General features: G+C 70.3%; 28 protein-coding genes. 15 read left to right on the top strand and 13 right to left on the bottom strand.

All coding sequences use genetic code 11. The annotated features are described in order from the left end of the window. The first annotated feature begins 58 nt into the window (after positions 1 to 58). From hisD to hisB, 3 genes are read left to right on the top strand one after another with little or no spacing between them, the layout of a single operon-like run. Entirely contained in the window at positions 59 to 1,384 is a 1,326-nt protein-coding gene (gene hisD / locus H5411_RS36885; RefSeq protein ID WP_101434952.1) for a histidinol dehydrogenase, read from the top strand. Beyond that, entirely contained in the window at positions 1,381 to 2,490 is a 1,110-nt protein-coding gene (locus tag H5411_RS36880) for a histidinol-phosphate transaminase (RefSeq protein ID WP_183126464.1), read from the top strand. Before hisD ends, H5411_RS36880 begins: the two co-directional genes overlap by 4 nt. After that, on the top strand, positions 2,487 to 3,086 hold the full coding sequence (gene hisB / locus H5411_RS36875) for an imidazoleglycerol-phosphate dehydratase HisB (protein ID WP_101434950.1): 600 nt from the start codon (positions 2,487 to 2,489) through the stop codon (positions 3,084 to 3,086). Before H5411_RS36880 ends, hisB begins: the two co-directional genes overlap by 4 nt. A 379-nt stretch (positions 3,087 to 3,465) precedes the next feature. On the opposite strand, the gene H5411_RS36870 is transcribed toward hisB, so the two are convergent. Next, a complete protein-coding gene (locus tag H5411_RS36870) occupies positions 3,466 to 4,203 on the bottom strand; it encodes an MBL fold metallo-hydrolase (RefSeq protein ID WP_101434949.1) in 738 nt (245 codons plus the stop codon). A 17-nt stretch (positions 4,204 to 4,220) separates the two neighbouring features. Between H5411_RS36870 and H5411_RS36865 the strand changes: the two genes are divergently transcribed. Next, positions 4,221 to 4,379 (top strand): hypothetical protein, encoded by a 159-nt coding sequence (locus tag H5411_RS36865; RefSeq protein WP_162836028.1) that lies wholly within the window; start codon positions 4,221 to 4,223, stop codon positions 4,377 to 4,379. A gap of 405 nt (positions 4,380 to 4,784) precedes the next feature. Here H5411_RS36865 and H5411_RS36860 read toward each other — a convergent pair whose 3' ends face one another. Then, positions 4,785 to 5,429: a GNAT family N-acetyltransferase gene (locus H5411_RS36860; protein ID WP_101434948.1), complete on the bottom strand. Its 645-nt coding sequence runs from the start codon at positions 5,427 to 5,429 to the stop codon at positions 4,785 to 4,787. 64 nt (positions 5,430 to 5,493) lie between these two features. Then, the gene (locus tag H5411_RS36855; protein ID WP_101434947.1) at positions 5,494 to 7,677 is read right to left on the bottom strand and encodes an MMPL family transporter; all 2,184 of its coding nucleotides are present in this window, start codon (positions 7,675 to 7,677) and stop codon (positions 5,494 to 5,496) included. 194 nt (positions 7,678 to 7,871) lie between these two features. On the opposite strand from H5411_RS36855, the gene H5411_RS36850 reads away from it, so the two are divergent. Together H5411_RS36850 and H5411_RS36845 are read left to right on the top strand one after the other, a co-directional pair. Then, complete coding sequence (locus H5411_RS36850; protein ID WP_183126463.1) at positions 7,872 to 8,447, top strand: TetR/AcrR family transcriptional regulator; 576 nt, start codon at positions 7,872 to 7,874, stop codon at positions 8,445 to 8,447. Positions 8,448 to 8,517: 70 nt separating this feature from the next. Continuing rightward, positions 8,518 to 9,333 carry a class I SAM-dependent methyltransferase gene (locus H5411_RS36845; protein ID WP_183126462.1) on the top strand — a complete coding sequence of 272 codons (816 nt, stop codon included), beginning with the start codon at positions 8,518 to 8,520 and terminating at the stop codon, positions 9,331 to 9,333. 32 nt (positions 9,334 to 9,365) lie between these two features. On the opposite strand, the gene H5411_RS36840 is transcribed toward H5411_RS36845, so the two are convergent. Genes H5411_RS36840 through soxR form a run of 3 tightly spaced genes read right to left on the bottom strand, consistent with a single transcriptional unit; the run spans position 9,366 to position 10,676 of the window. After that, the gene (locus H5411_RS36840; protein WP_183126461.1) at positions 9,366 to 9,584 is read right to left on the bottom strand and encodes a hypothetical protein; all 219 of its coding nucleotides are present in this window, start codon (positions 9,582 to 9,584) and stop codon (positions 9,366 to 9,368) included. A gap of 35 nt (positions 9,585 to 9,619) precedes the next feature. Continuing rightward, positions 9,620 to 10,168: an RNA 2'-phosphotransferase gene (locus H5411_RS36835; protein ID WP_183126460.1), complete on the bottom strand. Its 549-nt coding sequence runs from the start codon at positions 10,166 to 10,168 to the stop codon at positions 9,620 to 9,622. Between the two features lie 46 nt (positions 10,169 to 10,214). Further along, entirely contained in the window at positions 10,215 to 10,676 is a 462-nt protein-coding gene (gene soxR, locus H5411_RS36830) for a redox-sensitive transcriptional activator SoxR (RefSeq protein WP_037713059.1), read from the bottom strand. 53 nt (positions 10,677 to 10,729) lie between these two features. Here soxR and H5411_RS36825 point away from each other — a divergent pair, with 53 nt between their 5' ends. Further along, positions 10,730 to 11,428 (top strand): thiamine pyrophosphate-dependent enzyme, encoded by a 699-nt coding sequence (locus tag H5411_RS36825; RefSeq protein ID WP_183126459.1) that lies wholly within the window; start codon positions 10,730 to 10,732, stop codon positions 11,426 to 11,428. Continuing rightward, positions 11,428 to 12,318, top strand: a complete 891-nt coding sequence (locus H5411_RS36820; protein ID WP_183126458.1) for a transketolase family protein — start codon at positions 11,428 to 11,430, stop codon at positions 12,316 to 12,318. The genes H5411_RS36825 and H5411_RS36820 overlap by 1 nt, the downstream gene beginning before the upstream one ends. Before the next feature lie 33 nt (positions 12,319 to 12,351). Here the strand turns inward: H5411_RS36820 and H5411_RS36815 are convergent, their stop codons facing one another. Next, on the bottom strand, positions 12,352 to 12,537 hold the full coding sequence (locus tag H5411_RS36815; protein ID WP_101434940.1) for a hypothetical protein: 186 nt from the start codon (positions 12,535 to 12,537) through the stop codon (positions 12,352 to 12,354). Positions 12,538 to 12,667: 130 nt separating this feature from the next. Here H5411_RS36815 and hisH point away from each other — a divergent pair, with 130 nt between their 5' ends. Both hisH and priA read left to right on the top strand, forming a co-directional pair. Beyond that, positions 12,668 to 13,291 carry an imidazole glycerol phosphate synthase subunit HisH gene (gene hisH / locus H5411_RS36810; RefSeq protein ID WP_101434939.1) on the top strand — a complete coding sequence of 208 codons (624 nt, stop codon included), beginning with the start codon at positions 12,668 to 12,670 and terminating at the stop codon, positions 13,289 to 13,291. Between the two features lie 143 nt (positions 13,292 to 13,434). After that, entirely contained in the window at positions 13,435 to 14,166 is a 732-nt protein-coding gene (priA, locus tag H5411_RS36805; RefSeq protein WP_009074946.1) for a bifunctional 1-(5-phosphoribosyl)-5-((5-phosphoribosylamino)methylideneamino)imidazole-4-carboxamide isomerase/phosphoribosylanthranilate isomerase PriA, read from the top strand. Positions 14,167 to 14,195: 29 nt separating this feature from the next. Here priA and H5411_RS36800 read toward each other — a convergent pair whose 3' ends face one another. Beyond that, positions 14,196 to 14,522, bottom strand: a complete 327-nt coding sequence (locus H5411_RS36800) for a YdeI/OmpD-associated family protein (protein WP_101434938.1) — start codon at positions 14,520 to 14,522, stop codon at positions 14,196 to 14,198. After that, positions 14,519 to 14,944, bottom strand: a complete 426-nt coding sequence (locus H5411_RS36795; protein WP_101434937.1) for a VOC family protein — start codon at positions 14,942 to 14,944, stop codon at positions 14,519 to 14,521. Before H5411_RS36795 ends, H5411_RS36800 begins: the two co-directional genes overlap by 4 nt. A gap of 88 nt (positions 14,945 to 15,032) precedes the next feature. Between H5411_RS36795 and H5411_RS36790 the strand changes: the two genes are divergently transcribed. Together H5411_RS36790 and H5411_RS36785 are read left to right on the top strand one after the other, a co-directional pair. Continuing rightward, complete coding sequence (locus H5411_RS36790; RefSeq protein ID WP_101434936.1) at positions 15,033 to 15,959, top strand: helix-turn-helix transcriptional regulator; 927 nt, start codon at positions 15,033 to 15,035, stop codon at positions 15,957 to 15,959. A gap of 86 nt (positions 15,960 to 16,045) precedes the next feature. Continuing rightward, positions 16,046 to 16,387, top strand: a complete 342-nt coding sequence (locus H5411_RS36785) for a DUF1330 domain-containing protein (protein ID WP_101434935.1) — start codon at positions 16,046 to 16,048, stop codon at positions 16,385 to 16,387. Between the two features lies 1 nt (position 16,388). On the opposite strand, the gene H5411_RS36780 is transcribed toward H5411_RS36785, so the two are convergent. From H5411_RS36780 to H5411_RS36770, 3 genes are all read right to left on the bottom strand, one after another. After that, on the bottom strand, positions 16,389 to 16,772 hold the full coding sequence (locus H5411_RS36780; protein WP_101434934.1) for a PPOX class F420-dependent oxidoreductase: 384 nt from the start codon (positions 16,770 to 16,772) through the stop codon (positions 16,389 to 16,391). A gap of 213 nt (positions 16,773 to 16,985) precedes the next feature. Then, positions 16,986 to 17,954, bottom strand: a complete 969-nt coding sequence (locus H5411_RS36775) for a hypothetical protein (protein ID WP_101434933.1) — start codon at positions 17,952 to 17,954, stop codon at positions 16,986 to 16,988. Beyond that, positions 17,951 to 18,466: a SigE family RNA polymerase sigma factor gene (locus H5411_RS36770; protein ID WP_101434932.1), complete on the bottom strand. Its 516-nt coding sequence runs from the start codon at positions 18,464 to 18,466 to the stop codon at positions 17,951 to 17,953. The genes H5411_RS36775 and H5411_RS36770 overlap by 4 nt, the downstream gene beginning before the upstream one ends. Positions 18,467 to 18,564: 98 nt before the next feature. Between H5411_RS36770 and hisF the strand changes: the two genes are divergently transcribed. From hisF to H5411_RS36755, 3 genes are read left to right on the top strand one after another with little or no spacing between them, the layout of a single operon-like run. Next, complete coding sequence (hisF, locus tag H5411_RS36765; protein WP_101434931.1) at positions 18,565 to 19,338, top strand: imidazole glycerol phosphate synthase subunit HisF; 774 nt, start codon at positions 18,565 to 18,567, stop codon at positions 19,336 to 19,338. After that, on the top strand, positions 19,335 to 19,694 hold the full coding sequence (gene hisI / locus H5411_RS36760; RefSeq protein ID WP_101434930.1) for a phosphoribosyl-AMP cyclohydrolase: 360 nt from the start codon (positions 19,335 to 19,337) through the stop codon (positions 19,692 to 19,694). The genes hisF and hisI overlap by 4 nt, the downstream gene beginning before the upstream one ends. After that, positions 19,691 to 20,053 carry a DUF1304 domain-containing protein gene (locus tag H5411_RS36755; RefSeq protein WP_101434929.1) on the top strand — a complete coding sequence of 121 codons (363 nt, stop codon included), beginning with the start codon at positions 19,691 to 19,693 and terminating at the stop codon, positions 20,051 to 20,053. Before hisI ends, H5411_RS36755 begins: the two co-directional genes overlap by 4 nt. A 53-nt stretch (positions 20,054 to 20,106) precedes the next feature. Here H5411_RS36755 and H5411_RS36750 read toward each other — a convergent pair whose 3' ends face one another. Beyond that, positions 20,107 to 20,217, bottom strand: coding sequence for a TetR/AcrR family transcriptional regulator (locus H5411_RS36750; protein WP_376772272.1), 111 nt, complete (start codon positions 20,215 to 20,217; stop codon positions 20,107 to 20,109). Positions 20,218 to 20,259: the final 42 nt, after the last annotated feature.

Below are 20,259 nucleotides of genomic sequence, written 5' to 3'. Positions count from 1 at the left end.
GGGTCGGCATCGAGTATCCCTGCCGGGAGCGCGCGGGCCACCTCGTACCCTGGTGTCCATGTTGAACCGCACCGACCTGCGCGGGCAGGTCCCCTCCGCTGCCGAGCTCCGTGCCGCGCTTCCGCGCGCCGAGTACGACGTGGACGCGGCGCTGCATCAGGTCCGGCCGGTCGTCGAGGCGGTGCGCGACCGCGGGGTCGAGGCGGTCCTCGAGTTCACCGAGCGGTTCGACAAGGTGCGCCCGGAGACGGTCCGGGTGCCTGCCGAGGAGCTGGCCAAGGCGCTGTCCGAGCTGGACCCGCAGGTCCGCGCCGCTCTGGAGGAGTCCATCAAGCGCGCACGCAAGGTGCACGCGGACCAGCGCCGCCAGGACGTCACGACGCAGGTCGTCCCCGGCGGCACGGTCAGCGAACGCTGGGTGCCGGTCGACCGCGTCGGCCTGTACGCGCCGGGCGGGCTGGCGGTGTACCCGTCGACCGTGGTGATGAACGTCGTCCCGGCGCAGCTGGCCGGCGTGCGCTCGCTGGTCGTGTGCTCGCCGCCGCAGGCCGCGTTCGGCGGCCGGCCGCACCCGACGATCCTGGCCGCGGCCGCGCTGCTCGGCGTGGACGAGGTCTGGGCGGTCGGCGGCGCGCAGGCGGTCGCGCTGGTCGCGTACGGCGGCGTCGACACCGACGGCGCCGAGCTGGCCCCGGTGGACATCGTCACCGGGCCGGGCAACATCTTCCTCACCGCGGCCAAGCGCCTGGTCCGCGGCGTGATCGGGATCGACTCCGAAGCCGGTCCGACCGAGATCGCGATCCTCGCCGACGAGACGGCCGACCCGGCGCACGTCGCCGCCGACCTGATCAGCCAGGCCGAGCACGACCCGCTGGCCGCGAGCGTCCTGGTGACCACGTCCGAGGAATTGGCCGACGCGGTCGAGGCCGAGCTGGCTGCCCGCGTCCCCGCGACGAAGCACTCCGAGCGGGTCGGCCAGGCGCTGGGCGGCAAGCAGTCCGGCATCATCCTGGTGTCCACTGTGGACGACGGACTGCGCGTGGTGGACGCGTATGCCGCCGAGCACCTCGAAATCCAGACCGCGAACGCCCGCGAGGTGGCCGCGCGGGTGCGCAACGCCGGGGCGATTTTCGTCGGCGCGTACGCCCCGGTGTCGCTGGGCGACTACTGCGCGGGCTCGAATCACGTGCTGCCCACCGGCGGGTTCGCCCGGCACTCCTCGGGGCTGTCGGTGCAGAGCTTCCTGAAGGGGATCCACGTCGTGGACTACTCCGAGGACGCCCTGCGCGAGGTCGCCCCCCGCGTCGTCGCGCTCGCGGACGCCGAAGACCTGCCCGCGCACGGCGAAGCCGTCACCGCGCGTTTCGAAGGAGACGGCCGATGAACGAAGCCACCCCCGGCGGCGAGGTCACCCTCGCCGACCTCCCGCTGCGCGACGACCTGCGGGGCCGCACCCCGTACGGCGCGCCGCAGCTGGACGTCCCGATCCGGCTCAACACCAACGAAAACCCGTACCCGCCGCCGCCCGAACTGGTCGCCGACGTCGCCGAGGCCGTGCGTGCCGAAGCCGCGTCGCTGCACCGGTACCCGGACCGCGACGCGCTGGCGCTGCGCACCGACCTGGCGGACTACCTCACCGTGTCCACGCGGGTCGTGCTGTCCGAGGCGAACGTCTGGGCGGCGAACGGGTCGAACGAGATCCTGCAGCAGATCCTGCAGGCGTTCGGTGGTCCAGGCCGCACCGCGCTGGGCTTCGAACCGTCGTACTCGATGCACCCGATCATCGCGACCGGCACGCGCACCGACTGGCTGCCGGTGCCGCGCCGCGCGGACTTCTCGCTCGACACCGCGCGCGCGGCCGAAGCGGTCGCCGAGCGGAAGCCGGACGTCGTGTTCGTGACCAGCCCGAACAACCCCACCGGCGGGTCGATCCCGCTGGACCAGCTGCGCGGCGTGCTCGACGCAGCCCCGGGGATCGTCGTGGTGGACGAGGCGTACGCGGAGTTCTCGTCGCAGGCCAGCGCGATCGAGCTGATCGCGGAGTACCCGGCGAAACTGATCGTGTCGCGCACGATGAGCAAGGCGTTCGCCTTCGCCGGCGGACGGCTGGGCTACCTCGCCGCCGCACCGGCGATGGTGGATGCACTGCAGCTCGTCCGGCTGCCGTACCACCTTTCCAAGGTCACCCAGGCGGCCGCCCGAGCCGCCCTCCGGCACGCCGACGCCACCCTCGCGTCGGTGCACCGGCTCTCCGCCGAACGCGACCGCGTCGTGGAAGCCTTGCTGGGCTTGGGATTCACCCCGGTGCCGAGCGACGCCAACTTCGTCCTCTTCGGACAGTTCAGCGACGCGCCGGCCAGCTGGCAGTCCTATTTGGACCACGGCGTGCTGATCCGGGACGTGGGCATCGAAGGGCACCTGCGGGTGACCATCGGCACCCCGGAGGAGAACGACGCCTTCCTCGAGGCGAGTAAGGAAATCAAGCGATGAGCCGCGTCGGCAAGGTGGAGCGCACCACCAAGGAATCGTCCATCCTGGTCCAGCTGGACCTCGACGGGACCGGGCAGGTGGAGATCGCCACCGGCGTGCCGTTCTACGACCACATGCTCACCGCGTTCGGCGTGCACGGCTCGCTGGACCTGAAGGTCGAAGCGACCGGCGACGTCCACATCGACGCCCACCACACCGTCGAGGACACCGCGATCGTGCTCGGCCAGGCGCTGCGTCAGGCCCTCGGGGACAAGAGCGGAATCCGCCGCTTCGGCGACGCGTGGATCCCGATGGACGAAACGCTCGCCCACGCGGCGATCGACGTCTCCGGCCGCCCGTACTGCGTGCACGTGGGAGAGCCGGAGCAGTTCGATACTTTCACGATCGGCAACAACTACCCGTTCGTCCTGACCCGGCACGTCTTCGACTCGCTGGCGTTCCACGCGCAGATCGCGCTGCACGTCCGGGTCATCCACGGCCGCGACCCGCACCACATCGCGGAAGCGCAGTACAAGGCCGTGGCCCGGGCCCTGCGGGCGGCTACGGAGCCGGACCCGCGGGCGGGCGGGATTCCGTCCACGAAGGGCGTGCTGTAAAGCTCACCCTCGGTGGGGTCTTTCGGTCCGCTGGCGGCGGAAGTCCGCGAGGGAATCAGAGTCCTGGGGGTTCCCTCGCGGGCCTTCGACATCGCGATACCGGCGCTGCTGGCCCCTTGCCGGATGCGTTGAAGGGACGCCTTTTCCGCGGTGCATACTCGGTGCGAGTGCTGTTCGCCGCCGTGGCAGGGGAACACCCGGCCCGGGGGCCTGCTGAAGGCTTTGGGAGAGCACGAATCGAGACCGCCCGCGGATCGGCAAGAGTTCCGCAGGAAACCTGGCCGCGGGAGATCTTCGGCACCCGGCGGTCCTGGCAGGCGCGGCAGCTCCACCGGGTGGCGAGCAGGTCTTCGAGGGCTTCGGCCCGGTGCAGTCCGGTTCATACGCGAAAAACGATGCGCGGCGCGGCATATGCCACCGGGCCGGGGAAGTGTTCGGCAGCAAGGCGAACCGCGTCGCGGGCCGTGATCGTGTGGCCGACGTGCGTGAGCACCAGCCTCGCCGCTCCGGCGGCGGCGTGGCCCGCTTCGGCCGGAGTCAGATGTTCCGCGGACGGCTCGATGCTGTCGGCCTCGCACAGGAACAGGTCCGTTCCTTCCGCCAAGGCCGACAGCGCCGAGCAGGGCCCGGTGTCCCCGGAGTACGCGAAAGTCCGCGCCCCGTCGGTGATCCGCACCCCGAACGCCGGGAACCCGTGCGACACGGCCACTGTCTCCAGGCGCAGCTCGCCGACTCGGGTTCGGTGTCCGTCGTGCAGCTCTCGAACAGCGAACACCTCCTCGATCGGCGCGCGGCCGGTGTTGCTGAGGAACGCGGAGATCCGCGCCGCCGTGCCGGGTGGGCCGTACAGCGGGATCGGCCGTCGCAGTCGCAGGTCCGCGAACAACAGTGCGTACACCGTCGGTAACAGGTCCGCGACGTGGTCCGCGTGCAGATGCGAGATCCAGATCGCGTCCAGGTCGGCGGGCGAGACGTGTTCCTGCAGGGCAGCGAGGGTTCCCGGTCCGGCGTCGAGCCAGATCGCGGTGTCCTCGTGGCGCACCAGGTACCCGGAGCAGGGCGCGTCCGGGCGCGGGTACGGCGTCGCACTGCCCAGTACCGTCACGGTGAAAGCCATGTGGCACGCTAACCCCTGTGAGCAAAGAACTGATCGCGGTCCTGCTGCTGGCCCTCGGCGGCTTCCTGGCCGGCGGGGTCTACTCGCTGTGGAAGACCGCGAAGTTCTTCGCTGTGGTGCTGGGCATCGCGGCAGTGCTGGCGATCGGCGGGGCCATCGCCTGGCTCGTCAGCTGACCATCGCCTGCCTCCTCGCACTTGACGCACGCTTTCCCTCGCCGAGTCCGGACCTTCCGATGACTGACGCGTGTTCCGCGCAGTTGGCGCGCCTTTCCGGCGATTGACGCACGGCTCCGCGCGCCGACGCAGCAGCCCTATGGCTGACACAGGGTTCCGCACAGCTAACGCGCCGTCCCGGTGGCTGAGTCGTGTTCCAGGCAGCGAACGCGCCCTCCCGGTGGCTGAACGGCTCCACGCAGCTAACGCGTCCTCCCGGCGATGAGCGCACGGCTCCGCGCAGCTAACGCGTCCTCCCGGCGATGAGCGCACGGCTCCGCGCAGCTAACGCAGCCTCCCCGCGACCACCGCGCAGCTCCACACACCTGCCGCGGGCCCCCACACCCCACGCGCGCCGTCCCCCGGCTAAACCTCCAGCGGCTGATAGATGCACGCCGCCAGCGTCGCGTGCTTCTTCCACCCCAACGTCTCGTACAGCGCCCGCCCAGCATCTGTAGCTCCGAGAACACCGAGCACCGCACCGTTCTCGACCGCGCGGTCGGCGAGCGAGCGCATCACGAACCCGCCCAGTCCGCGTCGCCGGTGGGCTTCCTCGGTCATCACCTGGTCCACGATCACCGCGTCGCCGACCTGCGCCATCTGGCCCTTCGCCGCCGGCGAGCCCGCCGCGTCCAGGACCCGGAGGAACGTGACGGCTCCGCTGACCTCGACCGTCACGGTGTAGCCGTCGGGCGCGACCGGGTTCGTCGCGAGCAGATCCGTCGCCATCAGATGTCCGGTGTGGTCCCGGGCGACCACCCAGCCGTCCGGAATCCACGGCTCGACAGTCTCCGGTTCGGCGGGCGCCTTGAGCCACGTCCGAGGTTCGCTGACCGCACCGGCGGCGGCGCGGACCAGCGATTCCTCAGCCTCCGGAAGGACGTGCCTGCCCGCTTCCGCGGGTTTGCCCGGCACCTCGACGAAAAGGCCCCATGGCTTCTCGAACGGCGGCGGCGTCTGCCGCGACAACGCCCATCCCGCTACCCAGGTCCGTACCGTGTCCTCGATCATCAAGCCCCCTCGGTTCGCTGATGAGACCACGATACGAACCACCACCGACAAAAACCGGCAGAAGTCAGACCCGCGTCAGTTCGCGTTCGTCGTCGCCGGGGGCGCCGAGTTCGCGGACGAGGCCCTCGCCCTCGACGTCCACGTTCGGCAGGATCCGGTCGAGCCACTTCGGCAGCCACCACGCGCCGCGGCCGAGCAGCGACATCACCGCGGGCACGATGGTCATCCGGATCACGAACGCGTCCACCAGCACACCGAAGGCCAGCGCGAACCCGATCGACTGGATCAGCGTCGATTCGGCCAGCACGAACCCGGCGAACACCGAGATCATGATCAGCGCGGCCGCCACGACGACCCGCGACCCGTGCCGGAACCCGGTCACCATCGCCTCCTGCGGTTCGGCTCCGTGCACGTGCTCCTCGCGCATCCGGGTCACCAGGAACACCTGGTAGTCCATCGCGAGCCCGAACAGGACGCCGATCAGCAGGATCGGCAGCATGCTCATGATCGGGCCGGTCGAGGCGACGCCGAGCAGATCGGTGAGCCAGCCCCACTGGAACACCGCGACCACCGCGCCGAACGTCGCGACCACCGAGCCGAGGAAGCCCAGTGTCGCCTTCAGCGGCACCACGACCGACCGGAACACCAGCATCAGCAACAAGAACGCCAGCCCGACGATCAGCGCAAGATAGGGCAGCATCGCATCGGACAGCTTCTGGGACACGTCGATGTTGGCCGCGGTCTGGCCGGTCACCGCGAGGCTGCCGCCGGTGTTTTCGGCCAGCGGCGCGGATTGCGCGCGGATCGCGGACACGAGGTCCTCGGTCTGCGTGCTGCTCGGGCCGCTCTTCGGGATCACCGTGAGCAGCGCGGTGTCCCCGGCCGGGTTGACCTTCGGCGGCGTCACCGCGGCGACGTCCGGCAGCTTGCCGATGTCGGCGGCGGCCTGCTTCAAGGCGGCCGGGTTGTGGTTCGGGCCGGTGTCGACGACGACCAGCAGCGGTCCGTTCGCGCCCTCGCCGAAGCCCTTGCTGACCAGGTCGTACGCCTTGCGCTGGGTGGTGTCCGGCGCGGCAGTCGAGTCGTTGGGCAGGCCGAGCTGCATGCTCAGCGCCGGAATCGCGACCACGGCCAGTCCGACGAGCGCGGTCAGCAAGACCGGAACCCGGTGCCGCGCAACGAAACGCGCCCAGCGTTCACCGTGCGACGGGCCTTCGGTGCGGCGGCGCACCCGGATCTTGGTGCTGGCGACGCGGGCGCCGGCGAAGCCGAGCACCGCGGGCAGCAACGTCAGCGCGATCAGCACGGCGATCACGACCGTCGCCGCGGCGGCGATGCCCATCTGGCCGAGGAACGGAATGCCGACCACAGTCAGTCCGGCGAGCGCGATGATCACGGTCAGTCCGGCGAACACCACGGCGGAGCCTGCCGTGCCCACCGCCCGACCGGCGGCTTCCTCCGGCTCGCGGCCCTCGGCTAGTTCGTGCCGGTAACGGGAGACGATGAAGAGCGCGTAGTCGATGCCCACCGCGAGCCCGATCATCAACGCCAGCACCGGGGTGTTGGAGTTCAGCTCCAGCGAACCCGACGCCAGCATGATGCCCGCCATCCCGACGCCGACCCCGATCAACGCGGTGAGCAACGGGATGCCGGCCGCCAGCAGCGAGCCGAAAGTAATGATGAGCACGACCGCCGCGACCGCGACGCCGAGCCCTTCGGTGGCCCCGGTCGCCGGAATGCCCTGCACCGCGTCGCCGCCGTACTCGACCTGATAGCCCAGCTGCTTCGCGTGGTCGCCGGTGGCGAGCAGCGCCGCGCGGTCGGAATCGGACAGCTCGAAGCCCTTGACCTGGTAGCTCACCTGCGCGAGCGCGACCCCGCCGTCGGGGGAGACCGATTTCGCCTGGAACGGGTCGACGACCGCGGCCACCTTCGGCGCGGACTTCAGCTTGCCCACCACGGACTCGACGGCCGCCCGGCCCGCCGGATCGGTGACCTTCTGCCCGTCCGGCGCGGCGATCGCCACGCGCGCGGTGCCGCCGCCCGCCGCGGCCTGCGGGAAGTGCTCGGCCAGCCGGTCGATCGCCTGCTGGGATTCGGTGCCGGGAATGGTCACCGAATCGGACAGCTTGCCCGACAGCGTGAGCGCGCCCGCGCCCAATGCCGCGAGGACAAGCGCCCAGACCGCCGCCACGAGGGCCCGGCGGCGGAACGACAGCCTGCCGAGCCGGTACAGAAAGGGTGCCACGAGTCGTCTCCGTTTCGCGCCCGAAGCGGGCTCTCCGCACTGGAATCGCCCTTTCGAAGCTAGCCGTTCGGCAAGGATCTTCCAAGCCGATCGGCTAGGATGTGACTAGCCGCACGGCAAGTGTCGGGCTAGTTATGCGGCTAGTACCATGACGTGCTGCGGAGCAGCGCACTCCGCTTGACGAGGAGGGCGCGATGACGACCGTCGAACCGGTCGCGGACACGCGGACCAGGCTGCTCGCCACTGCGCTGCGGCTGTTCGCGGAGCACGGCGTGGAGGGCACGTCGCTGCAGATGATCGCCGACGAGCTGGGCGTCACCAAGGCCGCGGTGTACTACCACTTCAAGACGAAGGCGGAGATCACCGAGGCAGTCGCGGAGCCGGGCATCCGGGAACTGGACGAACTGGTCGTCGAGGCCGCGAAGCACCGGCGGCACGGTGCGCGCGTGGACCATCTGCTGGACGGTTTCGTCGATCTCGTGGTGCGGCACCGCGTGCTGGTCGCGCTGTTCTCCAGCGACCCGGGCATCGACGCCGCGCTCGCGAAATCGAGGCACGGCGTCGAAGGGGTCAAGCAGGCGCTGATCACGATCGTGGCCGGGCCGGAGCCGGATGTGACCGGCCGTGTCGCGGCGATCGTGGCGTTCACCGGCATCGCGATGGCGGGCGGGTCGCCCGATCTGGCCGAGGTGGACGACGAGACCCTGCGCCAGGAGCTGATCGGGGTGGGCAGGCGGCTGCTCGGCAGGCCGCGTCGCCGGGTTTGCTGACCACCCCCTAGATTTTCACTTGGCGAGAACTCTGTTGCAGTATTTGGGAACATTCTCTTAGCCTCGAACTATGTCTTCGGAAAGCGCTTACGGGCAGGGGCACGCGGAAAGCGTTGTGCGGTCTCAGGTTTGGCGCACCGTCGACAATTCGGCCGCCTATCTCGCACCGGAACTGCTTCCCGGGCGCAGTGTGCTCGACGTCGGCTGCGGACCCGGGACGATCACGGTGGACCTCGCCCGCCGGGTGGCCCCGGGCGAGGTCGTCGGCATCGACGTGTCGGAAGCCGTTCTGGAGCAGGCACGGGCGCACGCGCGGAGGGAAGGGGTGGCCAACGTCCGGTTCGAGCGCGCCGACATCACCGCGGCGCCACCGGTGGGCCGATTCGACGTCGTGCACGCGCACCAGGTGCTGGTGCACCTGACCGAACCGGTGGAAGCGCTGCGGCGCATGCTGACGCTGGCCCAGCCCGGTGGCGTTGTCGCCGCCCGCGACACCGACTACGCCGCGGCGTTCTGGTGGCCGGCGGACTCGCGACTGGACCGCTGGCTGGAGGTGTACCGCGCGGTCGCGCACGCCAACGGCTCCGAGCCGGACGCCGGACGGCGGTTGCTGGCCTGGGCGCATGCCGCCGGTGCTCGCGACGTCACGCCGAGCGCCTCCATCTGGTGTCATTCCACGCCGGAGGAACGCGCGTGGTGGGGCGGCATGTGGGCGGATCGGATCCTGAATTCCAAAATCGCCGAGCAGGCCGTGGCAGGCGGGCACGCGTCCGCCGAAGACCTGCAGGGGATCTCCGACGCGTGGCGCGCGTGGGCCGCCGACCCGGACGGCTGGTTCGCGATCCCGCACGGAGAAATCCTGTGCCGCGTCGCAGAAACAGGGTGAAAACGACGGAAACGTCCTTCCGGCGCGGCTGATTACGGCAACCGGGAGTCCTTCCGCGCTTCGGCCGCGCGCCGTTCCTCGGTGGTGAGCTGATCCGCGGAAACCCGGACGACACTGCGGAAACGGCGGCACACCGGGCATCTCTGCAGCCGGCGGTCGCCGAGCCGGATCGCCTTGACCGACACCAACGGGAGCCAGATCGTGGAGAAATAGTGGCCTTCGCTGCACTGGACGATTGTGTAATCGGGCATGACCATCTCCTTCGGCGTGACTGATTCAGTATGCGCTACGCGGGCACCGTCAGAAACTCCGCCGGAACCGCCGAAGTAAGCCACACCCCGTTGTCGCTCACCTGAAACACGTGCCCACGCGCGGCCATTTCCCCAGAAGCCACTGTCAGCACCACCGGTTTGCCATGCCGCGCGCCAACCTTCCACGCCGTTTCCCGGGTCGCGGACAAATGCACCGCGTGCCGTTTCATCGGCCGCAATCCCTCCGCCCAGATCGACGGCAGGAACCGCGTCGCCGTGCCGTGGAAGAGGATTTCCGGCGGCACCGCGTCCGACAGTTCCAGGTCCACCCGGACGCTGTGCCCCTGGCTGGCGCGGATCAGCGTCCCCGTTTCGTCGAAGGCGAACCGCTGTTTGGCGCAATTCGCGACGACCTCGTCCAGCTCCGCCCGGCTCACCGGAAACCTGTTCCGGGCCAGTGCCGCGAGCAGTTCAGCGACCGGGACCCAGCCGCCGGGGGAGAGGGTCAGGCCGAGTCCGCCCGGGTCGTGGCGCAGATGCCGGGAGAGCCGTTTGGATACCCGGGTTCGATCGTTCTCGTTCATCGCTGCCCGTAGTAACCCACACCGAAGCACTGGCGCGCAACGGAATTCAGATCCCGCCCTCCAGAACCGGGCGGAGCTTGCTGGCTCCGGGCCCGAACCGGGCGAGTTCGTCGTCCGCGTTGTACAGGCCGCAGCTGCGCAGCGACAGGCATCCGCAGCCGACACAGCCGGTCAGCCGGTCCCGCAGCCGCTGCAGCGCGTCGATCCGGGCGTCGAGTTCGGTCTGCCATTCGCGTGACAGCCGGGCCCAGTCGGCCTTCGTCGGCGCGTGGTCGGCGGGGAGCGTCTCCAGTGCGGCACTGATGTCTTCCAGCGACAGCCCGACCCGTTGCGCGGCGCGGATGAACGCGATCCGCCGCAGCACCGAACGCGCGTAGCGGCGCTGGTTGCCCGCCGAGCGCTCGGACGTGATCAGGCCGCGCTCCTCGTAGAACCGCAATGCCGTGTGCGGAACTCCGCTGCGTTCCGCGACCTGGCCGATGCTCAGCTTGTCCGCCAACCTCGTCATTGCTTCAGGTTAGCGCTTGACCTTCAGTTTGGTCGAGGTTGCATGGTCGGATCATGACCACGACGACTTCAGAGCCGGGCTACGCGGAGTTGCCCCGGCTGATCTCCTTGATGACCGGCGACGACAAACACCACGCGGCCGCCGAGTCCACAGTGGACGTCCTGTGGGTGCTGTTCGACCGCGTCCTCGACCTCGGCCCGGAAACCGCCCGCCGCCCTGGGCGCGACCGGTTCCTGCTGTCCAAGGGCCACGGGCCGATGGCGTACTACGCGGTGCTCGTCGCGAAGGGCTGGCTGGACGAGAACGAACTCGCCGACTGGAGTTCGGCGCGTTCGCGGCTCGGCCATCATCCGGACCGCGTCCGCGCGCCCGGCGTCGAAATCTCCAGCGGCTCGCTCGGACACGGCTTGCCGATCGCCGTCGGCACCCCGCTCGGCCTGCGCGCCCGCCGGTTCAGTTCGCGCATCGTCACGCTGGTCGGCGACGCCGAACTCGACGAGGGCTCCAACCACGAGGCGATCGTCGTCGCCGCGCGGCTCGGGCTCGACAAGCTGACCACGGTCGTCGTGGACAACCAGTCCTCGACGCACGGCTGGCCCGGCGGCATCGCGCGCCGCTTCGAAATCGAAGGCTGGGCCGTGCGCACGGTCTCCGGCCGCGACCACGAAGCGCTGTACGACGCGTTCACCGCCCCTCATCCCGGACGGCCGCTCGCGGTTGTCGCCGTCGTGGAACCGAAAGGCGCGCACTGATGCCGAACATGCGGGAAACCTTCCTGGCCACCGCCGAAGAAATCGTCAACACCGACCCGGACGTGGCGATCGTCCTCGCCGACATCTCGGCCGCGTCGCTCGCCGCGGCCGCGCGACGGCATCCGGACCGGGTGATCAACGTCGGGATCCGCGAGCAGCTGCTCGTGAGCACCGGCGCCGGGCTCGCGCTCGCCGGGCTGCGGCCGATCGTGCACACCTTCAACGCCTTCCTCGTGGAGCGCGCGTTCGAACAGATCAAGCTGGACCTCAGCCACCAGGAACTCGGCGCGGTGCTGGTGTCGTACGGCGCTTCCTACGACATGCCGATGGAGGGCCGCACGCATCAGGCACCCGGGGACGTCGCGCTGATCGATTCCCTGCCCGGCTGGTACGTGCACGTTCCCGGCCATCCCGAGGAGGCGCGGCGGCTGCTGCTCGATTCGGTGCCCGGGGACAGCCGGACGTATCTGCGCCTGTCCGCACAGGCGAATTCCGTCCCGCATTTGGGCGTCGGGCTCCAGACGATCCGGCAGGGCACGCGCGGCGTGGTGATCGCGGTCGGGCCGATGCTGGACCGGGTGCTGCAGGCGACCGAGGGCATGGACGTGACGGTGCTCTACACCTCGACGGTGCGCCCGTTCGACGCCGAGGGACTGCGGGCCGCGGTGCGGGACGTGGCTGATGTGGCGCTGGTGGAGCCGTATCTCAGGGGAACTTCCGCGCATTGCGTCGCCGACGCCCTCGCGGACCGGCCGCACCGGCTGCTGAACCTCGGCACCCGCCGGGACGCCGAGGTGCGGATCTACGGCACGCGCGCCGACCACGATCTCGTGCACGGGCTCGACGCGGGTTCGATCGCGTTGTCGCTCAAGGAATTCTTCACCGGATAAGGGGGAATCCCGGCAGCGGGCAACCGCCCGGGCTCACCAGCCGCTGTCGGCGCGCCGCACGGGGTTCGCCGTGCGCGCGGTCGACCGGCGGGCGAGGTCGATCTCCGCCCGGGTCTTCTGCAGCGGGATGGTGAGCTCCCTGAACTCCGGGAACGGCACGCTGTCGATGTCTTCCCGCCACGCTTGGAACATCCGGCACAGCAGATCGGACTCGGACATTTCGTCCTCTTTCCGGGTCCGGGGGCGCCGACTGCGCCCGCACATAGCGCTGTGGGTACCCGTTCGGGGCGAGAACGAAACGGGCTCGGGACGAAATTCTCCGGGGGACTAGGCTCGGGGTGTGTCTCGTGTGGTGATCCTCGATTACGGCTCCGGAAACCTCCGCTCCGCCGAGCGCGCCGTCGCGCGCGCGGGCGCCGAGGTGGAGGTCACCGCCGACCCGCATGCCGCGCTCGAAGCCGACGGCCTCGTGGTGCCCGGCGTCGGCGCGTTCTCGGCGTGCATGAGCGGGCTGCTGGGCGTGCACGGGCACCGGATCATCGGCAAACGGCTGGCCGGCGGACGTCCGGTGCTGGGCATCTGCGTCGGCATGCAGATCCTGTTCTCGCGCGGCGTCGAGCACGGCGAGGAGACCGAGGGCACCGGGGAATGGCCGGGCACCGTCGAGCGCCTGCACGCCGACGTGCTCCCGCACATGGGCTGGAACACCGTCCGCGCGCCCGCCGATTCGCGGCTGTTCGCCGGGATCGACCCGGAGGAACGGTTCTATTTCGTGCACTCGTACGCGGCGCGGAAGTGGGAACTGGACTCCGGCCTCGCCGGTCAGCAGCCCAAGGTGACCTGGGCGAACCACGGCGAGGACTTCGTCGCCGCGGTCGAGAACGGGCCGCTGTGGGCGACCCAGTTCCACCCGGAGAAGTCCGGCGACGCCGGGGCGCAGCTGCTGCGCAACTGGCTCGGCACGCTGGCGTAGCGGGAGTTCCGCCCGGATCGGCCTGGCGGATGTGCTGCTGCTCACGTCGTCGCCACGGACCGGCCGCCTGAGTCGCCGCTGCCGTCGGACCGAGCGCATATCCCCCGGACAGGGGGCGCGAGGCGGCCGCTTAGTCTGTGCGCGTGACTTTCACGCTCCTTCCCGCAGTTGATGTTGCCGACGGCCAGGCGGTCCGACTCGTCCAGGGCGAGGCGGGCACCGAGACCTCCTACGGCAGTCCGCTCGAGGCGGCGCTGCAGTGGCAGCGCGACGGCGCCGAGTGGATCCATCTCGTGGACCTCGACGCCGCGTTCGGCAAGGGCAGCAACCGCGAGCTGCTCGCCGACGTCGTCAAGCGGCTCGACGTGCAGGTGGAGCTGTCCGGCGGCATCCGCGACGACGCGTCGCTCGAGGCGGCGCTCGCCACCGGCGCGCGCCGGGTCAACCTCGGCACCGCGGCGCTCGAGGACCCGGACTGGACGGCGAAGGTCGTCTCGGAGTACGGCGACCGCGTCGCGATCGGCCTCGACGTGCGGATCACCGAGGCCGGGCACCGGCTGTCCGCTCGCGGCTGGACGTCCGACGGCGGCGACCTGTGGGAGGTCCTGGAGCGGCTCGACCGCGACGGGGCCAGCCGGTACGTCGTCACGGACGTGAGCAAGGACGGCACGCTGCGCGGCCCGAACCTGGACCTGCTGCGCGAGGTCACCGCCCGCACCGACGCGCCGGTGATCGCCTCCGGCGGAGTGTCCAGTGTGGACGACCTGCGCGCGCTGGCCGCGCTGGCGTCGGACGGTGTCGAGGGTTCGATCGTGGGGAAGGCGCTGTACGCGGGCGCTTTCACGCTGCCGGAGGCCCTCGCCGCGGTCCGCTGATCGCGGGAATCGTTGGCGGGAAACGGAATTCACGCCGGAACCGCGGCCCGGTCGAGCGCGAGCTGCCCGGCCGGGTGCATCCGTCCTTGTTGCCGGAGCAGTTCGGCCCGGGCGAGATTTCGCGGTGACCAAGGGCTTTTCGGCCGTCTTGGCGTGTACCGCTGGATGTAGGTCGAGCTGTCGCGACGGCGGGTCAGACCGTCGATCCAGCCGTAGCAGAGCGCTTCTTGCAATGCGTGCTCGTAGGTGAGGCCGGGCGCGCCTGTCTTCGCCAGCACTACCCAGATCTCGGTGGCGGAGTCGTGGTGCTCGGCCAGCCAGTCCCGCCACGACGCGGTGTCGGCGAAGATCATCATGCCTGCACCAGCGTTTCCCGGACCGACACGTAGTGCGGGTTGTACATCAGGCCGAGGATGTTGCCCCACGGGTCGATCACCGACGCGGTGATGAATCCGGTCCCGCGGTCGCGCGGGGCGTCGTGGACCTTCGCGCCCATCGCGACAACGCGCTCCAGCGTCGCGGGGACGTCCTCGACGTGCCAGAACACGACCGCGCCCGCGGGCTGCCCCACGGTGGCCAGGTCGGCGGTCCGGGAGAGCTCGCTGGTGGCATACGAGCTGTGCACGATGCCGAATTCGTGCTGGTAGTCGCCGATGCGCCACTCCATATACGCCGGGGTGTCCAGGTACGGCGCGACGCCGAGAAGGTCGGTGTACCAGCGCTTCGCCGCCTCGAAGTCGGGGGAGTAGAAGGTGACGGTGCTGAGTCCCTTAAGCATTTCTGATTCCTTGTCTGCTCGGTGGCAGGACTAGCTTCTCCGTCAAAGTGCTCATCTTCTGAGCACTTTGCGCGGGAGAATCGAAAACATGCGAGCTGACCGTCTTGTCGCCGCCGTCCTGCTGCTTCAGGCCCGCGGCCGGGTGACTGCTGCCGAACTGGCAAAGGACCTGGAGATCTCCGTGGCCACGGCCCGCCGCGACCTGGAGGCGTTGTCGTCCGCCGGGATCCCGGTTTATCCGCAGCCCGGGCGCGGCGGGGGATGGTCGCTCGTCGGCGGGGCGCGCACCGACCTCAGCGGGCTGACCGCGGCCGAATCCCAGGCGTTGTTCTTGATGCTGGGCCCGGCGGCGTCCGGCGGTCCGGAACTGTCGTCCGCGTTGCGCAAGCTCGTCCGTGCGCTGCCCGCGACCTTCCGAGCCGACGCCGAAGCCGCCGCGCGAGCCGTCGTGTCCGATCCGGCGAGGTGGGGCGAGCGGGATCGCGAGCCGCCCGCACTCGTCCAATCCCTCCAGCAGGCGGTGGTGCACCGGCGCAAGGTGCGGTTCGACTACAGCGGCAAAGGCCGGTTGGTCGATCCGTACGGTCTCGCGGACAAGGACGGCGTCTGGTATTTCCTCGCCGGAACCCCTGCGGGACAACGAACTTTCCGCGTCGACCGGATGTCGGCGGCGGAGATCACGGACCTGCCTTCCGAACGGCCGGACGACTTCGATCTCCGCGAACAGTGGGCGCGGGTCGTGGAGGAGATGGAGCAACGGCGTTCGCTCGTGTCGGCGACTGTGCTGGTCGACGCGCGGTATCTGCCCGTGCTGCGGTCGCGTTTCGGGCGGCACTGCGAGGTGCTCGGGGAGCGGGACGGCCGGGTCACGGTCAAGGTGGCGGCGCACTGGGTGCGCTCGATCGCGGAACAGCTGGCGGGGTGGGGCGACCTGGTCGAAGTGGTGGAACCGGAGCCGGTCCGCGCCGAACTCGCCCGTATCGGGAGGGAACTGACGGGCCGGTACGGGAGCTGAGCGATTACCCGCGAGGTAATCGACGGCATGCATCCGAGCGGACAAGATTGCTGGGCAGGCAACGAAATCGACCCGAGGAGCCGGACATGCCCGCTTACGCCATCGCCCACCTGCGCCAGCCCGGAATCGTGCACCCCGAGGTCTACGACTACCTCGAGCTCATCCAGGCCACGCTCGACCCGTTCGGGGGCCGGTTCCTGGTCCACGGCGGACAGACCCGCGTGCTGGAAGGCACCTGGCCGGGCGCGACGGTCGTGATCGAATTCCCCGACTTCGCCGCCGCCGAGGCGTGGTACGACTCGGCGGAGTACCGCAAGATCCTGCACCTGCGCACCGACCATCTGGTGGGCGACGTGATCCTGGCCGAGGGCTGCGGGCCGGACCACGATTCGGCCGCGCTGGGCGCCCGGCTCCGCGCGGCCGGGTGACTCACTCCGCGATCTTGACCGCGATTCCGATCGTCCGCTCCGGCCCGCCGCGGAGCCGGCTGAAGAACATCGTCACCCGCCCGACGATGCCGTAATCCCGCGCGATCACCCCGCGAACGCGCTCGGTCTCGGCGGCGGCGAGCAGCCGGGCGGTCCCGCTCGCCTCGGCGCCGTGCACCCGGCGGCCGCGGACGTCGCACGCTTGCAGGCGGACTTCGCCGTTGTTGCGGATCCGCTTGACCTTGCCCGCGTTGCGTTCCGAGAACAGCACCAGTTCGTCGCCGTCGCGGGAAGCCCACACCGGGGTCGGGACCGCGCGGCCGTCGCGGCGGAAAGTGGTCAGCACGACGTACTTCTCGGCGCCGAGACGCTCAAGTTCGGACATAGCCCTACGGTAGACGGCGGCACAGTCCATGGCAGCGGTCGGCGGGCCGAGTGCCGCGCAAACGCCGAGCCGCCTTTCGCGCCGTGAGCCGCCCGAGGAGCGCGGAAATCCCGGCCCCGGCGAGGAGGAACGGCACGAGATCCCGACGGCGTGCGCCACCCGCGAAAGCGTGCTCCGAGACGCTCCAGTTCGGACATCGCTTCACGGTAGTGGTCAGCGGGAGCCCAGCCAGGCGTAATCCGGTGCCGAATCGAGCACGATCCCGTCCGCCACCGCGACGAGTTGTTCGCGCGGCAACCGGCCGGAAACGGTCAGCCAGCGTCCGGACGACAGCCGCACGGCGACCAGCGCGTCGGCCGGTCCGGAGGCGGGCACGTAAGCCCCGGGGAGACCGCGCACCCGCACCGGCCCGGATCCGCCGAGTGCCGGGGAACCGCCGCCGATCGTCACGCGCACCTTGCCGCTCGGGCCGCTGGCGTCGAGCACGGTCGTCGCGTTGTCGGAACTGCTGCCGCGCACCGTCGTGGCTTCTTCGCGAAGACCGGCGGGCAATGGACCGAACCGAGCCTCGCCGCGGACCTGGACTGGCTCAATGGTCACGGAATCGGCCACTCGCTCGGCCGCCGCGCGTGCGTCCGGGACGCCTTCCACCTTGGCGGTCAGCACGTGGTGGTCGTCCGGCATCCAGGTCAGCGTGGCGATCGTGTCGGTCGGCCCGGTCACCATGGCGACCCGCCCGTGCACCACGACCTGGTCCTTCAACGCCGAGATGCGCAGCGCGGTCTGCGCCCATTCCGGATCCGCCGTGGAATGCGCGGCGAGTTCCAGCCTGCTCGCGCCGGCCTGCCACTGCCGCACCTGCGCGGTGTTCCCAGGCCCGCCGGAGCGGTACTGCTCGGTGAAGCCGTCCGGCAGCCAGCCCGGCGTGTACGCGAGCACCGGCCGTCCGGCGGCGGGCGTGACCTGCGAGGGCGCTTCGGTGACCGTGTTGACCACCAGCGGCACCCCGGCGGCGACCGCGATCACCGCGGCGGCCGCGGCGACGAGCGCGAGACGGGGACGGCGTCGGCGTTGCCGGGCGCGGGCGAGCGCATTGAGCACGTCGTTGCCGTCCGGCGCCCGCTCGGCGAGCCGTTCGAGGCTGTCGCGCACCAGCGTCTCGGTCTCGTTCGAGGGGGTCATTCTCCTGCTCCGGTGGTGAGGGCGGACGGCAACGAGGGCATTCCGGCGCGCAATGTGGCCAGCGCGCGCGAGATCTGGCTGCGCACGGTCGAGACGCCGCAGCGGAGGAAATCGGCGATTTCGGCGTCGGTGTAGTTCTCGTAGTAGCGCAGGACGACCGCGGCGCGCTGTTTCCGCGGCAGAGTGGCCAGCAAGGCGAGCATTTCGTCGCGTTCGTCGTAGGCGGTGCTGGGATCGGCGGTCGGCGGCCCGAGCGAATCGAGCACCGAATGGTTCGACGGCACCACGCGGCGGGCGGCGCGGCGGCGCCACGACAGGTACTCGTTGGTGATCATCCGGCGGACGTAGGTGGGCGGCGAATCGATCTTCGCCCAGCGTTGCTGCGCGCGCAGCAGCACGTCCTGCACGATGTCCTGCGCCAGATGCGGGTCGTCGGCGAGGACGGTCGCGTAGCGCAGGAGCCCGTCGAGGCGTTCCGCCACGAACTCGTCGAAACCGGTGGTCACGATCATCAGACGCGCGAGCCCCCGGTTTTGATGCTTCGGTTCCGCGAAATAGTGACGAAGCCGTGGCGGCGGGCTTGAGTGAGCGGCCGACTAGGCTGGGCGGCATGGCTGTGGCGGTTCGGGTGATTCCCTGTCTCGACGTCGACGCGGGCCGGGTCGTGAAGGGCGTCAACTTCGCCGACCTGCGCGACGCGGGCGACCCGGTGGAGCTCGCGCGGCGGTACGACGCCGAGGGCGCGGACGAGCTGACCTTCCTCGACGTCACCGCGTCCTCCGGCGACCGCGAAACCACCTTCGACGTGGTCCGCCGCACCGCCGAACAGGTCTTCATCCCGCTCACCGTCGGCGGCGGCGTGCGCTCGACCGACGACGTCAACCGGCTGCTGCGCACCGGCGCGGACAAAGTGAGCATCAACACGGCCGCGATCGCCCGCCCGGAGCTGCTGCGCGAGGCGTCGCGCCGGTTCGGGGCGCAGTGCGTCGTGCTGTCCGTGGACGCGCGGCGCGTGCCCGAAGGCAGCGAACCGACGGCGTCCGGCTTCGAGGTCACCACGCACGGCGGCCGGCGCGGCACCGGCATCGACGCGGTGGAATGGGCCGCGCGCGGCGAGGAACTCGGCGTGGGCGAGGTGCTGCTCAACTCGATGGACGCGGACGGCACCAAAACCGGCTTCGACCTCGAACTGATCGGCCTGGTCCGGAAGGCGGTCCGGGTCCCGGTGATCGCCAGCGGCGGCGCGGGCGCGACCGAGCACTTCCTTCCCGCCGTGGAAGCCGGTGCGGACGCGGTGCTCGCGGCGAGCGTATTCCACTTCGGACAGTTGACGATCGGGGAAGTGAAGGGCGCGCTGCGCACCGGCGGGGTGGTCGTGCGATGAGCCTTTCGCCGGAACTTTCCGCACGGCTCAAGCGCAACGCGGACGGGTTGATCGCGGCCGTCGTGGTGGACCACGCGACGTCCGACGTGCTGATGATGGCCTGGATGAACGACGACGCGCTCGAAGCCACGCTCACCACGCGCCGCGGCACTTATTGGTCGCGCAGCAGGCAGGAATTGTGGGTGAAGGGCGAGACCTCGGGCCACGTCCAGCACGTGCGCGAAGTCCGCATCGACTGCGACGGCGACACGGTGTTGCTCCGAGTGGACCAGACCGGTCCGGCTTGCCACACGGGCACGCGCACCTGCTTCGACACCGACGAACGGCTGCTGCTCGCCGAGGAAGGCGCACGATGACGGTCGTCGCGAACGTGCTGATCGCGCTCGTCGCCCTGATCCACCTGTACATCGTGGTGCTGGAAATGGCTTTGTGGACGACTCCGCGGGCGCGCGCGGCGTTCGGCACCACCGAGGAATTCGCCCGCGAGAGCAAGACGCTTGCCGCGAATCAGGGGCTGTATAACGGTTTTCTCGCCGCCGCGCTGATCTGGGGCCTCATCGCCGCGGACCCGGCGGGCTTCCAGCTGAAGCTGTACGGCCTGGCGTGCGTGATCGTGGCCGGTCTCTACGGCGCGGCGACCTCGTCGAAGCGGATCCTGCTCGTCCAGGTGCTGCCCGGCGCGCTCGCGCTGCTCTTCCTGCTGCTGTCGCGCTAGTGGCTCGTGAGTGGCTATCCCGGTTCTAACCGGGATAGCCACTCACGAGCGCGCTAGTCGATGTCGCCGGTGAGGTAGCGCTGCAACGTCGGCGCCACCGCCGCGACCAGCGTGTCCACCTCCGCCGACGCCATCGGCGGGAACCGCGCCCCGGACCCGGACAACCCCCTCCCCACCCCCCCCGGAGCGCACCACCCCCCCCCCCG

Source organism: Amycolatopsis echigonensis (assembly GCF_014174495.1).
GTDB lineage: Bacteria > Actinomycetota > Actinomycetes > Mycobacteriales > Pseudonocardiaceae > Amycolatopsis > Amycolatopsis echigonensis.
Note: the sequence above shows the minus strand (reverse complement) of the source record. Positions and strands in the feature narration are given on the sequence as shown.

What these genes read in the sequence shown, in the direction of transcription:
- hisD (WP_101434952.1), top strand. Translation starts at nt 59, where the DNA reads ATGTTGAACCGCACCGACCTGCGCGGGCAGGTCCCCTCCGCTGCCGAG.
- H5411_RS36880 (WP_183126464.1), top strand. Translation starts at nt 1,381, where the DNA reads ATGAACGAAGCCACCCCCGGCGGCGAGGTCACCCTCGCCGACCTCCCG.
- hisB (WP_101434950.1), top strand. Translation starts at nt 2,487, where the DNA reads ATGAGCCGCGTCGGCAAGGTGGAGCGCACCACCAAGGAATCGTCCATC.
- H5411_RS36870 (WP_101434949.1), bottom strand. Translation starts at nt 4,203, where the DNA reads ATGGCTTTCACCGTGACGGTACTGGGCAGTGCGACGCCGTACCCGCGC.
- H5411_RS36860 (WP_101434948.1), bottom strand. Translation starts at nt 5,429, where the DNA reads ATGATCGAGGACACGGTACGGACCTGGGTAGCGGGATGGGCGTTGTCG.
- H5411_RS36850 (WP_183126463.1), top strand. Translation starts at nt 7,872, where the DNA reads ATGACGACCGTCGAACCGGTCGCGGACACGCGGACCAGGCTGCTCGCC.
- H5411_RS36845 (WP_183126462.1), top strand. Translation starts at nt 8,518, where the DNA reads ATGTCTTCGGAAAGCGCTTACGGGCAGGGGCACGCGGAAAGCGTTGTG.
- H5411_RS36840 (WP_183126461.1), bottom strand. Translation starts at nt 9,584, where the DNA reads ATGCCCGATTACACAATCGTCCAGTGCAGCGAAGGCCACTATTTCTCC.
- H5411_RS36835 (WP_183126460.1), bottom strand. Translation starts at nt 10,168, where the DNA reads ATGAACGAGAACGATCGAACCCGGGTATCCAAACGGCTCTCCCGGCAT.
- soxR (WP_037713059.1), bottom strand. Translation starts at nt 10,676, where the DNA reads ATGACGAGGTTGGCGGACAAGCTGAGCATCGGCCAGGTCGCGGAACGC.
- H5411_RS36825 (WP_183126459.1), top strand. Translation starts at nt 10,730, where the DNA reads ATGACCACGACGACTTCAGAGCCGGGCTACGCGGAGTTGCCCCGGCTG.
- H5411_RS36820 (WP_183126458.1), top strand. Translation starts at nt 11,428, where the DNA reads ATGCCGAACATGCGGGAAACCTTCCTGGCCACCGCCGAAGAAATCGTC.
- H5411_RS36815 (WP_101434940.1), bottom strand. Translation starts at nt 12,537, where the DNA reads ATGTCCGAGTCCGATCTGCTGTGCCGGATGTTCCAAGCGTGGCGGGAA.
- H5411_RS36800 (WP_101434938.1), bottom strand. Translation starts at nt 14,522, where the DNA reads ATGATGATCTTCGCCGACACCGCGTCGTGGCGGGACTGGCTGGCCGAG.
- H5411_RS36795 (WP_101434937.1), bottom strand. Translation starts at nt 14,944, where the DNA reads ATGCTTAAGGGACTCAGCACCGTCACCTTCTACTCCCCCGACTTCGAG.
- H5411_RS36790 (WP_101434936.1), top strand. Translation starts at nt 15,033, where the DNA reads ATGCGAGCTGACCGTCTTGTCGCCGCCGTCCTGCTGCTTCAGGCCCGC.
- H5411_RS36785 (WP_101434935.1), top strand. Translation starts at nt 16,046, where the DNA reads ATGCCCGCTTACGCCATCGCCCACCTGCGCCAGCCCGGAATCGTGCAC.
- H5411_RS36780 (WP_101434934.1), bottom strand. Translation starts at nt 16,772, where the DNA reads ATGTCCGAACTTGAGCGTCTCGGCGCCGAGAAGTACGTCGTGCTGACC.
- H5411_RS36775 (WP_101434933.1), bottom strand. Translation starts at nt 17,954, where the DNA reads ATGACCCCCTCGAACGAGACCGAGACGCTGGTGCGCGACAGCCTCGAA.
- H5411_RS36770 (WP_101434932.1), bottom strand. Translation starts at nt 18,466, where the DNA reads ATGATCGTGACCACCGGTTTCGACGAGTTCGTGGCGGAACGCCTCGAC.
- hisF (WP_101434931.1), top strand. Translation starts at nt 18,565, where the DNA reads ATGGCTGTGGCGGTTCGGGTGATTCCCTGTCTCGACGTCGACGCGGGC.
- hisI (WP_101434930.1), top strand. Translation starts at nt 19,335, where the DNA reads ATGAGCCTTTCGCCGGAACTTTCCGCACGGCTCAAGCGCAACGCGGAC.
- H5411_RS36755 (WP_101434929.1), top strand. Translation starts at nt 19,691, where the DNA reads ATGACGGTCGTCGCGAACGTGCTGATCGCGCTCGTCGCCCTGATCCAC.